Raw genomic sequence first — 15020 nt, 5'->3', positions numbered from 1 at the left:
TGTGCTGGACGCATTTCTGGGCGACTCCTCGCCGTCGCACCTGATGACCCGCGAGGCCTTTGACTCGATGCGGCGCATTTTGAAACCCGGCGGCGTTCTGGTGATCAATTCCTTCGGGGATTTCCAGTCGGGCAGGGACTTTTTCGCCGCCTCAATTGAAAAAACGCTGCGCGCCGTGTTCAAGTCCGTGCGCATTCACGCCGCAAATCCGGACGACAGCGGCAACGTCTTTTTCGTCGCATCGGACGAGCCGGCCCTCAATCCTTTCGCGACGCCCGATTTTGAAAAGATGCATCCACACTGTCGGGACCTGGCCCGGGCCGCCTTCTACGACCGCACGGAGGCCAACCCGCAGCATGGCATCGTACTGACCGATGATTACAATCCGGTGGAGTTTTACGACGCGGCGAATCGCGAAGCCATCCGGCGTGGTCTGGCGATGGGCATGCGGTCGCTATGAAACCGGAACGATCCCCGAAAGAAAACCCGGCACGCCGGGCGGACAACAAGAGGCTGGTTTTGGCGCGCTATTTGCCCAGCGTTTTTTCGATGACGCCGATGACGCCCTGCACGTTCAGCGGCTTCGCGATATACATGCGCCCGCCGATCTTGCCCTCCGGAGCGCCCAGCTCCTCCTTCTTGACCGCGGCGGTCAAAAACACCACGGGCGTTTTGCGCAGCGCCGGGTCCTGTTTCAAACTGGCGGCGACGTCTCCGCCGTCCATGTCCGGCATCATGACGTCGAGCAGGATCAGGTCCGGCTTGAACTCCTGCGCGGCCTCGAACACCCGCGCGCCAAGATTCTCCTCGCGCACCTCGTAGTTGCCCGTTCGTTCGAGGTTCAATTTCAACAACCGGGTGATGCTGGTCTCATCATCGGCCACCAGAATTCGTTTCTTGCTCATGATCCTTCCTTTCGCTGTGTTTTGAACATGACGGTCACTTTGACCCCTCCCTCTTTGCGGTTGATGATCCGAATCATCCCGCCGTACAACTCGACCACTTTCTTCAGCACCATCAAATCGAGAACGCCCTTCCGGATCAGTTCCGTCGCGAACGCGCGTTCGGATTTGTCGGCAAGCTTGCTTTCGATGACGCCCGGGCCGTCGTCCTCAACCTCGGCGGCAACAACCGTGTCGCCCGCCTTCAACTGGCCGGGCGTCCGGCCGCTCCAGCCCTCGTCCTTGCTCAGCTGTTTGAGGAAGGTTTTGACGGTGAGCGTCCCTCCCCCGGACATCGCCCGGATCGAACCCAACAGCAGATTGATAAAAACGTGTTTGACGGTCTTCAAATCGAGCCGGACCGGCGGCAGGCTGGAAGCCAGGTCCTTGAACAACCTGACCGAGTGCGCGGTCATCTCGCTTTCCACCGAGCGCAACGACTGTTCCACGATCCGGCTCAAATCATGGTCCCGCACGTCGCGCTTGTTGTAGGAGGAGAATTCGACCATGCCGCGGATGACGGCGTCGGCGCGCCGCGCCGCGTTGTCCATCTCCGTGAGTACCATCTTCACGTCCTCGCCGGCGGTTTCAAGGGTGTTTTTCAAAAAATCCACGCCGAGGATGATCGTCTGCAGCGGATTCTTCACTTCATGCGCAATGCCGCCGGCAAATGTGCTGACTGCCTCGAGTTTCTCCGACTGGACCAGTTGCATCTGCGCGGTCTTCAACTCCTCGTGCGCTTCATGCAATTCGGCCAGCGCCTTCTGCAACACCTCCATCTGCCGGATGCGCTCCGTGATGTCGCGCGACACCACCACCACCTTGCTCGTCCTGCCGTTCGCGTCCTTGATCACGCTGCCCTGCGACTCGATATGGCGAATGCTTCCGTCCGAAAGCAACATCCGGTATTCGGACCGCCGCCCGGCGCCGGTCGCGATGGTTTCCTGAAAAATCCGTGTGATCTTTTCCTTGTCGTCCGGATGGATTTCCTGGAACGAATTCGTGCCCTGCAAATGGGACGCGTCGCCCAGGCTTTTTTCGTACGAAGGACTGTTGTACAACCGTTTCCCATCCCGATCGATCACCGCGATCAGGTCGGTGACGTTTTCCGAAATGAGTTTGAAAAACTCCGCGCTCTGGCGCAGTTCCTCCTCGGCCCGCTTGCGCTCGATCGCGTAACGAATGACGCGCGAGAGCATCGGCCCGTCAAACTCGCCCTTCACGAGATAGTCCTGGGCGCCTTCGCGCACCGCCTGGAACGCGAGCGCCTCGTCATCCGCGCCGGCCAGGACGACGACGGGCATGGAAGGAACCGCCGCGCGAAGATCGCGAAAACCAGCCAGCCCCTTTGCATCCGGGGCCATCAGGTCGAGCAGGACAACGTCGAACGCGCCCTCGCCGAGGCGTTGCCCTGCCTCTTCAATTCGTCCGGCGCGGGACAATTCGAGCCGTGCCTTTGCGCGCGGGACTTCCCGCGCCAGACCGGCATGGACTGACTCGTGCCCCACCAGCAACACCTTGATTGGTTGTGCGTTCATAGACGGCACCACTGTCGCGACACCTCAGATAAAGCCAGAAACTTTGAGTCCGCACAATCCCCGATCGAGGAAATATGAGTGCGTCGCGTTACGGTTTGCGCAAACGGAAGTAGCGTTCCTGCTGCGTGACCGGCGCGGTGATTTCCAAGCGGCCATTGTTGGTCGTGGCCGTTTCCACGGCCGGTTGCCAGTTGGTGACGCTCAGACTGGCCGTGGATTCCAGAACAAATCCGGTGGACGGCAACGGCCAGGAAACAGTGACGGTCGAGTTGCTTTGCACAATGGCAAGGTCAATGCCAGCAGAGACGCAGGTGTTCAACAGTATCGAGACGCTGCCGCCGTCACTACTGGCTATTGCTAGATCAAGCTTCCCATCACTGTTGAAATCGCCAGCCGCGACCGAAAAAGCAGAGTATCCGACCCCGTAATCGACGTGCGTCCGGAAGGTGCCATCGCCATTACCTAATAGTACGGAAATATTGCGAGAGGCAGCGTTGGCAACAGCCAGGTCAAGCTTGCCATCACCATTAAAGTCGCCTACCAGGACGGATTCAGGATTCGTTCCGACCCCGTAATTGACGGCGATCTGGAAGGTACCATCTCCGTTACCTACTAACACCGAAACGTCGCCGGAACCTGCGTTGGCAACAACCAAATCGAGGTTGCCGTCGTTGTTCAGATCGCCGATCGACACGGAAGTGGGGGCAGTCCCTGCCGTATAGTTTTCGGGGGGGCGGAAAGTCCCGTCACCATTGGCCAGCAGGACTGAAACACTCGCGGACCAATTGTTCGCAACGATCAAGTCTGGCTTGCCATCATTATTGAGGTCGCCTTTCGCCACGGAAAAGGGGCGCGTTCCGACTTCGTAGTTGACGGCGGCCTGAAAAGTTCCGTCTCCTGCACCCAATAGCACTGAAACGTTAGTAGAGTTTTGATTCGCTACAGCCAGATCGAGCTTGCCATCACCGTTGAAGTCATCCACCACCACCGACCTGGGATTCGCGCCGACTTCATAATTGGTGGCGGCGTGAAATGTGCCGTCGCCATTTCCGATCAGGATAGAAACGTTAGTGGAACCATTGTTGGCCACAACCAGATCGAGCGCGCCGTCGCCATTGACGTCACCCAACGCCACGCTGGAGGGAGAAGATGCCACGCTGAAGTTAGTGGCTGCCCCGAAACCACCATCGCCGTTCCCTAACAGCACCGAGACATCGCTGGACGCAGCATTCGCCACGGTTAGGTCCTCTTTGCCGTCGCCGTTTAAGTCTCCTACGGCAACGAATAAAGGCGACGAGCCTGCACCAAAACTGGTGAAACTTTGGAACGTCCCATCGCCGTTGCCAGGCAGCATCGAAACCGTACCTCGCGGATTCTCATTGGCCACTACAAGATCAAGTTTACGATCGCCATTGAAGTCCCCGTTCACAATGGCCGCAAGAGTCGATCCCGCATCGTAGTTGACTGCCTCCTGAAAGGTGCCATCACTTTTACCCAGCAGCACAGACGTGGTACCGTTGACGGAGTTGGAACCAAAGCAAACAACCGCAAGATCTGATTTCCCATCCATATTGAAGTCACCCACAGTCAGACGGAAAGCATCCGTTCCCACGCCGTAGCTGACAGCCGCTTGAAAAGTCCCGTCTCCGTTACCGAGAAGCATCGTGATTATTGCGGAGCCACGATTGTTTACCGCGAGGTCAGATTTTCCATCACCATTGAAGTCGCCGACCACCACGATCAAAGGAGTCATTCCTGCAGCATAGTTGACAGCAGGTTGAAAGGTACCATCGCCTTTTCCCAACAAAATTGAGATGTTCAAGGAACTGTCGTTGGCTACAGCTAGGTCGAGTTTGCCGTCTCCGTTGAAGTCGCCTACTGCCACTGACGAAGGATCATTTGCTGCACCATAGTTGACAGGGCTTTGAAAGGTCCCATCACCATTGCCCAAGAACACCAGAACGCCCGACGGAAGACCCGAGCTGGTTACAACAAGATCGGGTTTACCGTCACGGTTGAAGTCGCCTGTGGCGATCGAATAACCGCCCGATCCTGCTGCATAACTCGCAGAGGTTCCGAAGGTCCCATCACCATTGCCCGGTAACACCGAAATGCCTCCGCCAGTAGTCGTCGCGAGGTCGAGCTTGCCATCACCATTGAAATCCGCCATTGCGAAAGAGTAATATCGTGTTCCTGCACCGTTTGTGGACGCAATGTGAAATGCCCCATCACCGTAACCCAGCATGACCAAAAAGCCACCTCCGACCATGTCACTCACCACCAGGTCGAGCTTACCATCCCCGTTGAAATCGTCCGTTGCCAGGGCAAATGGGCTATCTCCGGCTTCGGATGTGCGCGGTGCGGCGAAACTGAAATTGGGGCAGCCATGGCAACTGTTCAACAGCATCGAAACCGTGCCTTCGGAGTATCCGTTCGCGACCGCGAGGTCGGGCTTGCCGTCATCGTCGAAATCTCCCGCCACGACGAAAGAAGGGTCACTTCCGGCGCCGTAATCAACAGGGGCCTGCAGGGTGCCATCGCCGTTGCCCGAGAGCACCACGACATTGCCTTTGTGGACCGCGACGGCGACATCGGGTTTTCCGTCGCCGTTGAGGTCGCTGACGGCCACGGACAAAGCGCTCATTCCGTCGATGTAGCTGACACTCGGCTGGAAGGTGCCATCGCCGTTGCCCAACAGCACCGAAACACTGCCGTTAACCAAGTCTGCAACGTTGGTAATCATGCCCTGATTCGCCACGACCAGGTCGAGTTTGCCATCGCCATTCAAGTCACTTGCCACCACGAACGAAGGACCGAATCCGGTAACGTAGTTGACGGCAGATTGAAACGTCCCATCGCCGTTGCCCAACAGCAATGAAACGTTGGTGCCCGAGGAACTCAATCCCTGGTTGGCAACCGCGAGATCCAGCTTGCCGTCGCGGTTAAAATCCGCAACGGCCACGGAAAAGGAACCGGGCGTTGTGCCATAACTAACGGCAGTCCCGAACGTTCCATCACCATTGCCCAAAAGCACCGAAACGCCGCCGCCGGACGAATCATTTGCGGCGACCAGATCAGGCTTCCCGTCCCTGTTGAAGTCACCGGTCGCGACGAAGCCCGGCGAACTTCCGGCGGCGTAGTTGACGGTTGCCTGGAAGGTGCCGTCGCCGTTGCCCAACAACACAGAGATGTAAGGTGAAGCACGGTTTGCCACGGCCAGATCCGGCTTGCCGTCCCCGTTGAAGTCTCCCACCGCGCCGGAAAAAGACAGCGATCCCAATGTGTTGCTGGTGGGCATCGTGGTAAAGGAGCCGTCACCGACTCCCAACAGCATCGTGACGCTGCCGTTTCCGCCGCTGCTTGAACTGTAATTGATGACAGCAAGATCGGTTTTGCCGTCGCCGTTGAAGTCCGCCGCTTGCATCGACAACGGAACCCATCCCGCGCCGTAGTTGGCCGCTGCTTGAAAAGAGCCTCCCGCCTCGGCCAGCAAGATACTGACATTGCCCGAGGCTGCGTCCGCGACCACCAGGTCAAGTCTTCCGTCCTTATTGAAATCGCCCGCACACGCAAAAGTTGGATGATTTCCCGCTCCGTAGTTAAGGGCCGGCTGAAATGTGCCGTCGCCTTTGCCCGGGTGGATTTCGATTCCCACATCGGTGGCTACCGCCAGGTCCGCCTTCCCATCGCCCGTGAAATCACCCGCCGTGACCGAGTACGGATACGAGCCGATGTTATAGTGGACGGCGGTTTGAAACGTTCCGTTCCCATTGCCCAGCAGCATCGAAATATTGTACGAAGTGGTGGAGGTCGGGGCGATCGCCACGGCCAGGTCGGTTTTGCCATCACCATTGAAGTCGCCCGTCGCCACAGACACCGGAGACACTCCTGTGCTGTAATTGACCGCGGGCTGGAATGTTCCATCCCCATTGCCCAGCAGCACTGAAATGCCATCGCCACCTGCCACTGCCAGGTCAAGCTTCCCGTCGGCATTGAAGTCACCCGTGGCAACGGATTCGGGATTCGCTTCCGATGCATAGCTGACGGGCGGCCGGAATGTGCCATCGCCGTTTCCTAAAAGCACCGAGGCGCCACTCGAGTTTGCCACGATCAGGTCAAGTTTGTTGTCTTTGTTGAAGTCGCCTGTTGTCAGAATGGATGTTGCATTGCGCGTCGGAGTGCCGCCTGCGCTGTAGTTGATTGCCGCTTGAAAAGTGGCGTCACCGTTGCCGCGCAACACCGCAATGTTTGTGGAACCAAAATTCGCCACCACCAGGTCGGGTTTGCCGTCTCCGTTGAAGTCACCCAGCGCCACTGACTGGGGATTCGGTCCCGTGTCATAGTTGGTGGTTGATTGAAAAGTGCCGTCGCCTTTGCCGGCCAACACCGCGACTGACCCTCTCACCGGCGGAGAACAGGGAGTGCAACCGTAGTTCACGACGATCACATCGAGATTGCCGTCTCCATTGAGGTCACCCATCGCCAGGGAAAAAGGGCTTCCTTCCGAATTCACACCGAATGTGCGGGCTGCCCCGAAGCCCGGTGTCGGGCATTCGTCGGCAAAAACATATATGCCGCAAAAAAGACCGTTCAATAGGATCATGCACACGAACATCGCTGGACGAAGGATTGAAGTTTTCATTTCTCCTGAAACATTTTCCTTGCCGTTGACGCAATGTCTTGCGGCACCCGAATCGCCTACCATTCGGCCTGACGGCAATTGTTCGACCGGTGGTAAAAATGGAGGACTACAGTCGCTGTGTCAACCGGCCAAATGGACCACGAGCGGTTTGGGATCAGCGCCGCCGCGCTTTGCGCAACTGCGGGGCCGGCTGGACGGGCGGCGGCAGCGGGATGGTCGGAGACTTCGGGGAATCCGCCCAGGTCCCCAGTGGCTTCCATTCGCCACTGCCTTCGGCCTGCGCGGGTGTCTGCCAGTCAATGCGTCCGTCCGCAATCCATTCCAGAATCTTCCCGCCGTCAATCGGTCCGTACACCTTTTGATCGGCGCCGATGACGCGGTACTTGCGCGTCGGGTCAAGTTTTCGTTCCGGTTCGGTCTTCGGCGTTTGAGCGCTCCCGGTTGACGGCCCGCCGATGGCGGCGGCGGTGATCGCTTTCACGTCGGCCAGCCATTGGTTTGGATTCACCGTCGTCTCGCCGATTTTGAATTCGGGAAATTTCATTTCACCGGGATTGAACTCGGGCAGTTTGGCGGTGACGAAGTTCAGCGCGTCTTCGGCCGCCTGTTTGACCTTTTCGCCAATGGTGTCGCGAACCGTTTCGGCGACTGAAGCCACCGGCGCGCCCATCGTCCGGTAACCGTCCACGAGCCATTCAAGCCTGCCGCTCTGGACGTCCATCAACAATCCGTGCACCGGAACTTTCGACCCGATAAGCGGGCTTTGCCGGACGATTTCGGCGCCCCGAAGCACGTTCTGGCGTTCGCTGGCGAACAGGCCGAAAAATTCGTTCATGTTCTCCGGCAGCTTTGCGCGGTCCACGCCCAGCGACCGAAAAGCGTCGGTCAACTTCATCACGGTGGTCTTGCAGACCTGGCAATCCGAGTGGCCGATGATGGCGATTTCCTTCCCACCCTTGACGGCGCAGGCCAGCGCGAGCGTTCGCATCATCGAACTCATTGGCTCGAAAATAATGTTGCCCGCGTTCCTCAACCAGATGAACTGCTCCTCAGGCACGCCGAGCATCTCGGGAACCAGCTTGTTCAGGCGCGGATCAATGCACGTCAGCGCCACCAGCGGCAGGGCGTCGGCGAACTCCGTGGCATTCAAGGCCGCCGTCGTGTTCGCCGCGACCGCGCGCTGGTTCGCTTCGATGATGGCTTCGAGCAGACGCATAGGTTAGTTGGAATTCTCAGTGACATCGTCCAGCCATTCTACCCCGATGAACCAACTGGTGTAGCAAAGGGCGTGGTGCAGCAGGCCGGTTGCATCCACGTAATCCACTTCGTGCCTTACGCCGGTCAGCCGGAGGTAGGGTCGTACCTGCCAGAATTGCTGCCAGAACGACAGTCGTTTGATGCGGACAACGCTGTCCCCGGTTTCTTCCACCGCTTCGCGGATCCGGCTCCGGTGAGCCGACCGGTTTAACAAGGGTATTCCAGCGCAGAAACCGACCAGCGCGGGCAGTCCCAGCCATTTGCTCAGGGAGATCGACGGCGGCAGGACCAACGCGCCGATCAGACAAAAGAGCATCGTCGCGGCGAACAACGCCACATACACGCCCGCGGCTGAATCTGGATCCCGTCTGCTCATGCTCCCGGTTGTCAAAGCGCTGATTTTCTTCCGGACCCTTTGAATTGCTCCCAAACGCCCTCGACCTTGTCGTCCTGCTCTTCGGCCTGTTCCGCCCGGTGTTTGGCCAGAAACGCTTCGTAGGCCGCGTTGACGGCCCTGGTCTGATCGTCGAGTTGTTGCTTGCGCGTGTCACTTTCCGCGTTCGCTGCCTGACGAACGCACGTTTGCGCCAGCCAGTTGCGATAGGCGACATCGATTTCCTCGGGCGACGCGCCCGCCGGCACGCCCAGGAGAGTGTGAATCGTGCCGGGTGGCAGATTGAGCGGCCTCACTTCCACCGCCCGCGCCGGCAGCGGTTGCGGAATCTGGCCGGACAGGCCGGCGAGTTCCTCCCGTAGTTCGCTGGTCAGGCTCAGTCCGATGGGTTCTTCCCTCAGGAACACGACCCCGTCCAGGTCGCGCAACTGGCGAAAGGTCGCCACGGGATTCGTCAGTTCCGCGGAAGACGTGAGTTCCGCAAACGGAACGCGTCCTGCCCGTTGAAGCAAAATCGCCAGTACACGCGCGCAGGTCTCGACATCCATCCGCGCCAGCCGGCCGGATTTTCCGGCGTTGCTCCAGGCGATCATCACCAGGCGCGGACCGGTCAACAACAGGTCGGTGATCATCCGCGTGGACGCGCCGGGGTAGGCGAGCAATGAGATGAGGGAACCCGTCAAGCCGGTCAGCCCCGGCAGTGATCCGGGATTATTGCGGCGTGGATACGCGCCCAGATACTCGCGGCTGATGCGCTGGTTCGCCCAGAACAGCAGCGCCACGAACGCAAGACTCACCGCCATGATCCCCCCGTGAGGGAGATGGAGGCGCTGGTTGAAGAACAACTGGGAAAAGGCGGACACCCCGAAGTTGAAGCCAAACCACACGATGGCGTAAGTAAAAAAATAGGTGATCCCCAGCACGATTCCGCCAAGCACGAGGCAGCCCGCGGTGAACAGCGCGCCGGTCGCGGTTTCAGAAACCGCCTTCTTCCTCAGCCAGTGCTGGATGTCCGCCTGTTGCATGGCCGTTGAATATTAACCGAAACGTCCGCCATTGTCCGCCGATTTTCATCTGACTTTGCCGTCACCATCGATGTCCTCGCCCAGACGTTGCTCGAGCCTCCAGAGCATGTCGCGCAGCAGTCCGTCCATCGCGCTCACCTGCTTTTCCAGTATCGCGACGCGATGTTCCAGTGAATCCGCGCGCCCGGATTGGCTCGAAATCTGGCTCTGCTGAATCAGGTCCCAAAACAGTCCCATAAACTTTTCTGGTTGTCGACGCGCTCAAGTTGCCGTTCGGCGCTCGGGCCGGCCCACAAAAAGGCAAGACAGCTCATCTTTATTTGGGCGGCAAATCATGCGTCGGCCTCTTCCCCGGATCCGCCGTTCCATTCGTGCTTCGGGTCTGGATAAAAGGTGATGCCGCTCAGCCCCTGCATGCCCTCCGTCAGCACAAACCAGCCGTCGGGCACCTTCACGCGATGAACCGTCGCGCTTCGGAAGACGCCCGGGGCCTTGCCCTCAATGGCGACGTTCAGCTTTGTCAAATTGAATCCAGGTAGAGTTGCCATTGTGTTCCTTTCTTTCCAATGTGTGACCTCACTTTTGGGGTTCATCCTTCCCCATCGCCTTCTTCAGCGCGGGCACCTGTTCCAGCAGTTTTTCGAACTTCACGCCGGTGAGGCTCTCGAGCACCGGCGGCAACTGGCTGATGATCTGGGTCACGTCACCGGTCAGTTTGCTCGCGCCGCCGCCGGGACCGCTGCCGCTGTTGATGATGACAATCTTTTCCGTCTTGCTCAGCGGTTCGCTGATCCTGCCCGCCACTTCCGGCAGCACCCGCACGATCATCTCAATGACCGCCGCCTCATTGTACTGCTTGAACGACTCGGCCTTTTGTTGCATCGCGGAAGCGGTGGCCTTGCCCTGCGCTTCGATGATGGCGGCCTCGGCCAGACCGCGCGCCTTGTTCGCTTCGGCCTCGGCAATACCGGTCGCCTTGGCAACGTCTGCGTTGGCGAAACCGGTGGCCTTCGCGGCGGAAGCGGTGCCGGCGGCCTCGGTTTCGAGCTGGAATTTTTTCGCGTTGGCCAGCGTTTCGACCTTGTAGCGCTCGGCATCGGCTGGCTTTTGCACCATCGCTTCAAGTTCGCGCTGCTTGCGGAGGATTTCCTGCTGTTGCAATTCGATCTGCTTTTGTTTCTCAACGATCTGCACCTGCACTTCCTCCGCCTTCACGAGCTGGCCGGTCTTGAACTTCTGCAAGTCATACGCCAGATCGGCCTCGGCCTTTTTCTGGTTTACCGTGGCCTGATAGCCCGCGACGTTGGACTGGTAGTCGCGCTGCGCTTCGGCAATCTTTGAGTCGGCGGCGAATTTTGCCTCCTGTCCGGCCTGGGTCGCCTGCGACGACTTGATCATCGCGTCGCGGTCGGCTTCGGCCTGGGCGATCTGGGCGTCGCGTTTGACCTGGGCGATGCGCGGCTTGCCGAGAGCGTCGAGATAACCCTGGGTGTCGCGGATGTCGCGAATCGTGAAGCTCACAATGCCGAGACCCATGTTGGCCATGTCGCCAGCGGCGACTTCCTGGACCTTCGAGGCGAACGCATCGCGGTTCTGGTAAATCTCCTCGACGGTCATCGTGCCGAGGATGGCGCGCAAATGGCCTTCGAGCGTTTGCGTGGCGATGTTGCGGATTTCGTCGGTGTTCTTGCCGAGGAATTGTTCGGCGGCGGTGGCGATGGAGATGTCGTCGCCCTTGACCTTGATCTGCGCGACGCCGTCCACTTTCACCGGCACGCCTTTGCTCGTATAAACCTCCGGCGTCTGAACATCGATCGTGAGCAGTTCGAGCGAAAGGATGTCCACCTTTTCCACCACCGGATAAACGAACGTGCCGCCGCCCTTGACGATGCGGAAGCCGCGCGTCTTGATCGTGCCGTCGGGGTCTGCGTAGCGGTGCTTTTTGCCGGAGACGATCAGCACCTCGTTCGGGCCGACCTTGGTGTAGCGGCTGAGTACGACAGCGATGCCGATGATGATCGTAATGGCGATCACCACGACGACGCCGGCGATGATTCCGCCGGAGAGGGGGGATTGGGCGAGCATCGGGATTGGGTTCATAGGTGTTAGGGACGGGTACGGGTTCTGATTCTCAAAAATCGTCAGGCTGCTTCGACATAAAACTGCGTCCCGACGACGCGCGTGATTTTAACAGACTTTCCGGTTGCCACAGGTGTTCCACGTTCTTCACGCGCCGGCGCGGAGTAGCGCGTGCCCGCCTGGACGTAGGCGATTTCGCCGACGCCGTTTTCCGGAATTGGTGTGATGATCGTGGCCAACTGGCCGACCAGACTGCCGATCTTCGATTCGCTGGAGCTCTGCGTCCGGCTGAAAAGTTGTCGCAACAACCACAGGACGCCAATCGCCGCCAGAAAGCCGCTCACGACCGCCAATGGCGCGCTGGCCCACGGACTGTGCGTGGCCGGTATTTGATGGAAAATCACACCAAAGCCACCAAAGGCCGTGATGAAAGAAGCGATGACCGTCGGGCTGAACGCCGACACTCCCGGCATGTCGCTGGAATCAATGCCCGCTTCGGCGTGGCCGCCGCTGCCGTCCACGTGGCCGTCATGACCGCCGTGGCCAAAAATGTGGCCGAAGATCGCGCTGAACATTGTGAAAACAAAACCAACTCCCAAACAGATGAGATAGATTGTGTATTCCATAGATACCGCCTGGTTGATTGTTGGTCAGAGTAAAACGCCGATGACTCTGTCGAGCAAGACAGAAAGGGTGTGGCCGGGACCAATCACTTCGGGAATCGCCTCCCACCGACGGTTCGACCATCCATCGGTTGCGCCGATCATGCTCGCTTCAATTGGTGCCGGGTAGTTCATTTGCCGCGCCATCAATAGCCGGTGCCGGGCGCGCGTTCATTTACAAAGTCGTCAGGGGTTTATAACTCCGCGCTTCCGTCCGGCCTTCGCGTTTGCTAGCGTTCGCGCATGGAATCCCACGAACTGCTGCAGCAAGTCTTCCAGAAAATCAGCGCCAAACAGATTGCCGCCGAACTCGGCCTGTCGCTCTCGATGATTTACAAATGGTCCGAACCCGACGATGGCACGGGCAGCGGCGCGGCCAATCCGCTCGATCGCATCGAGGCCCTGGTGCGTTGCACCAATGACACGCGGATGGTCCACTGGATTTGCGAGCGGGCGGGCGGGTTCTTCATCAAAAACCCCAAGGCGACCTGGCCGCACCCGATTCATCTCATGCCGGCGACCAACCAGATCGTGCAGGAGTTCGCCGATCTGCTCGCGGTCATCGCCACCGCCGCGACCGACAACCAGATCACGAAGCAGGAAGCCAGGAACATCCGCGGCCGCTGGGAGGAATTGAAGGCCGTGACGGAGGGATTCGTGCAATGCTGCGAGGAGGGAAATTTCGCGCCGTTGAAGAAAGAGCCGGCGGCGCAGGTGAAGGCCCAATAAGTCGCCAATGAAGCCGCGCATCCTTTGGCTGGGCTGCGTTCTTCTCCTGGTTCATCCGGAGACCGCCGTTCAATCAGCCGAAGTCATCGAGGCAGACGTTTGCGCGTATGGCGGCACTTGTGCGGGTGTCGCAGCGGCCGTGCAGGCGACGCGCATGGGCAGGACCACGATCATCGTCGAGCCCGGACGGCACCTCGGCGGATTGAGTTCGGGCGGGCTGGGCGCAACCGACATCGGCAACAAGGCGGCCATCGGCGGCATCTCGCGGGAGTTTTATCAACGGGTTGCGGCGCATTACCGGCAGCCGTCCTCGTGGACGCTGGAAACCGCCGATGAATATTTTTCCAGGCGGCGCGGCGGCCAGACCGCAGCCAGCAGTCTGGGCGGGCCGGACGCAACGATGTGGACCTTCGAACCGCACGTTGCCGAGGACATCTTTTTCCAGATGATCAACGAAGCCAGAGTGCCGGTCTATTTCGATCAACGGCTGGCTTCCGTGGAAAAGGATGGCGCGCGCATCGCCGGGATCACGGCCGCGAGCGGCAAAATCTTTCACGCGAAAATGTTCGTGGATGCGAGCTACGAAGGCGATCTGATGGCCGGAGCCGGTGTGAGCTACACCGTCGGGCGCGAATCGAACGCGCAATACCACGAATCACTCGATGGTATTCGCGCCCAGACGCCGAAACACCAGTTCATCGTGCCGGTGGACCCGTACGTGAAACCGGGCGATTCTTCGAGCGGGTTGCTGCCGTACATTCAGCCGGGCGATGGCGGCAAACCCGGTGACGGAGACCGCCGGGTGCAGACGTATAATTTTCGACTCTGCTTTACGACCAACCCCGGGAACCGGACGCCGGTCGAACCGCCGAAGGACTACGACCCGGAGAAATATGAGCTGCTTGCGCGTTATCTTGAAGCGCTCGCCGCCGCCGGAAAAAAACCGAAGCTCGGCGAGTTCTGGAATCCGATCTGGATGCCGAACGGCAAGACCGACATCAACAACAACGGAGGTTTTTCAACTGATTTCATCGGGATGAGTTACGATTATCCCGATGGCAATGCCGCGACGCGCGCGCGAATCTGGCTGGAGCATGAGAATTACACGCGCGGCTTTGTCCACTTTCTTGCCACCAGCCCGCGCGTGCCGGAGAACATCCGCGCGGAAATTCAACAATTCGGCCTGTGCAAGGATGAGTTCCCCGACACCGGCGGCTGGCCGGACCAGCTCTACGTCCGCGAAGCGCGCCGCATGGTTTCCGATTATGTCATGACCGAACACCATTGCCGCGGCCAGGAAGTCGCGGCGGACTCCATCGGCCTCGCGGCGTACAACATGGACTCGCACAACTGCCAGCGCATCGTGAAGAACGGCCACGTCGAGAACGAAGGCGACGTGCAGGTGCCGCCGATGAAGCCGTATCCAATCTCTTGTCGCGCGATCGCGCCGAAAGCGGCCGAGTGCGAAAACCTGTTTGTGCCCGTCTGCCTGTCTGCCACTCACATCGCCTATGGCTCGATCCGCATGGAACCGGTGTTCATGATCCTTGGCCAGTCGGCGGCCACGGCCGCGTGCCTGGCCCTTGATGAAAAAGTGGCGGCGCAGAAGGTTGACTACGCGAAACTGCGCGCACGACTGCTGGCCGATAAGCAGATTCTGGAATGGAAATGACCGATGCGTGACGCTCGCCGCCCCGATGGTTCTGTTCGGCGCCACCCTATTGCGGAATGGCCGCGCGGTACAAACGACTCC

14 protein-coding genes are annotated in these 15020 nt (G+C 59.3%); 3 read left to right on the top strand and 11 right to left on the bottom strand.

Annotated elements, in window-relative coordinates:
- Positions 1-460: fused MFS/spermidine synthase (locus VN887_13345; protein HXT40990.1), on the top strand; the 460-nt coding region annotated here is incomplete at its 5' end.
- A 67-nt stretch (positions 461-527) separates the two neighbouring features.
- Here VN887_13345 and VN887_13340 read toward each other — a convergent pair.
- The 11 genes from VN887_13340 to VN887_13290 form a co-directional block, all read right to left on the bottom strand.
- Entirely contained in the window at positions 528-905 is a 378-nt protein-coding gene (locus VN887_13340; GenBank protein ID HXT40989.1) for a response regulator, read from the bottom strand.
- Positions 902-2479: a PAS domain S-box protein gene (locus tag VN887_13335; protein ID HXT40988.1), complete on the bottom strand. Its 1578-nt coding sequence runs from the start codon at positions 2477-2479 to the stop codon at positions 902-904. The genes VN887_13340 and VN887_13335 overlap by 4 nt, the downstream gene beginning before the upstream one ends.
- An 88-nt stretch (positions 2480-2567) precedes the next feature.
- Positions 2568-6959, bottom strand: coding sequence for a VCBS repeat-containing protein (locus VN887_13330; protein HXT40987.1), 4392 nt, complete (start codon positions 6957-6959; stop codon positions 2568-2570).
- 316 nt (positions 6960-7275) lie between these two features.
- Complete coding sequence (locus tag VN887_13325; protein HXT40986.1) at positions 7276-8337, bottom strand: carbonic anhydrase; 1062 nt, start codon at positions 8335-8337, stop codon at positions 7276-7278.
- A 3-nt stretch (positions 8338-8340) separates the two neighbouring features.
- Positions 8341-8754, bottom strand: coding sequence for a hypothetical protein (locus VN887_13320; protein ID HXT40985.1), 414 nt, complete (start codon positions 8752-8754; stop codon positions 8341-8343).
- An 11-nt stretch (positions 8755-8765) separates the two neighbouring features.
- On the bottom strand, positions 8766-9797 hold the full coding sequence (locus VN887_13315) for a hypothetical protein (protein HXT40984.1): 1032 nt from the start codon (positions 9795-9797) through the stop codon (positions 8766-8768).
- 45 nt (positions 9798-9842) lie between these two features.
- Positions 9843-10034, bottom strand: a complete 192-nt coding sequence (locus VN887_13310) for a hypothetical protein (protein ID HXT40983.1) — start codon at positions 10032-10034, stop codon at positions 9843-9845.
- A gap of 95 nt (positions 10035-10129) precedes the next feature.
- Complete coding sequence (locus VN887_13305) at positions 10130-10321, bottom strand: hypothetical protein (GenBank protein HXT40982.1); 192 nt, start codon at positions 10319-10321, stop codon at positions 10130-10132.
- Between the two features lie 52 nt (positions 10322-10373).
- Positions 10374-11897, bottom strand: a complete 1524-nt coding sequence (locus VN887_13300) for an SPFH domain-containing protein (GenBank protein HXT40981.1) — start codon at positions 11895-11897, stop codon at positions 10374-10376.
- Positions 11898-11938: 41 nt separating this feature from the next.
- Positions 11939-12502, bottom strand: a complete 564-nt coding sequence (locus VN887_13295; GenBank protein ID HXT40980.1) for an NfeD family protein — start codon at positions 12500-12502, stop codon at positions 11939-11941.
- A gap of 24 nt (positions 12503-12526) precedes the next feature.
- Positions 12527-12673, bottom strand: a complete 147-nt coding sequence (locus VN887_13290) for a hypothetical protein (protein HXT40979.1) — start codon at positions 12671-12673, stop codon at positions 12527-12529.
- Between the two features lie 108 nt (positions 12674-12781).
- Between VN887_13290 and VN887_13285 the strand changes: the two genes are divergently transcribed.
- Together VN887_13285 and VN887_13280 are read left to right on the top strand one after the other, a co-directional pair.
- Positions 12782-13267: a phage regulatory CII family protein gene (locus tag VN887_13285; GenBank protein ID HXT40978.1), complete on the top strand. Its 486-nt coding sequence runs from the start codon at positions 12782-12784 to the stop codon at positions 13265-13267.
- A 7-nt stretch (positions 13268-13274) separates the two neighbouring features.
- Complete coding sequence (locus tag VN887_13280) at positions 13275-14939, top strand: FAD-dependent oxidoreductase (protein HXT40977.1); 1665 nt, start codon at positions 13275-13277, stop codon at positions 14937-14939.
- The last annotated feature ends 81 nt before the right edge of the window (positions 14940-15020 follow it).

Source organism: Candidatus Angelobacter sp., assembly GCA_035607015.1.
In the GTDB taxonomy this organism is placed as follows: domain Bacteria; phylum Verrucomicrobiota; class Verrucomicrobiia; order Limisphaerales; family AV2; genus AV2.
Note: the sequence above shows the minus strand (reverse complement) of the source record. Positions and strands in the feature narration are given on the sequence as shown.

Bases quoted from the DNA above. Each gene is read 5' to 3' on its own strand.
- VN887_13340 (HXT40989.1), bottom strand. From the start codon at position 905: ATGAGCAAGAAACGAATTCTGGTGGCCGATGATGAGACCAGCATCACC.
- VN887_13335 (HXT40988.1), bottom strand. From the start codon at position 2,479: ATGAACGCACAACCAATCAAGGTGTTGCTGGTGGGGCACGAGTCAGTC.
- VN887_13330 (HXT40987.1), bottom strand. From the start codon at position 6,959: ATGGGTGACCTCAATGGAGACGGCAATCTCGATGTGATCGTCGTGAAC.
- VN887_13325 (HXT40986.1), bottom strand. From the start codon at position 8,337: ATGCGTCTGCTCGAAGCCATCATCGAAGCGAACCAGCGCGCGGTCGCG.
- VN887_13320 (HXT40985.1), bottom strand. From the start codon at position 8,754: ATGAGCAGACGGGATCCAGATTCAGCCGCGGGCGTGTATGTGGCGTTG.
- VN887_13315 (HXT40984.1), bottom strand. From the start codon at position 9,797: ATGCAACAGGCGGACATCCAGCACTGGCTGAGGAAGAAGGCGGTTTCT.
- VN887_13310 (HXT40983.1), bottom strand. From the start codon at position 10,034: ATGGGACTGTTTTGGGACCTGATTCAGCAGAGCCAGATTTCGAGCCAA.
- VN887_13300 (HXT40981.1), bottom strand. From the start codon at position 11,897: ATGAACCCAATCCCGATGCTCGCCCAATCCCCCCTCTCCGGCGGAATC.
- VN887_13295 (HXT40980.1), bottom strand. From the start codon at position 12,502: ATGGAATACACAATCTATCTCATCTGTTTGGGAGTTGGTTTTGTTTTC.
- VN887_13290 (HXT40979.1), bottom strand. From the start codon at position 12,673: ATGAACTACCCGGCACCAATTGAAGCGAGCATGATCGGCGCAACCGAT.
- VN887_13285 (HXT40978.1), top strand. From the start codon at position 12,782: ATGGAATCCCACGAACTGCTGCAGCAAGTCTTCCAGAAAATCAGCGCC.
- VN887_13280 (HXT40977.1), top strand. From the start codon at position 13,275: ATGAAGCCGCGCATCCTTTGGCTGGGCTGCGTTCTTCTCCTGGTTCAT.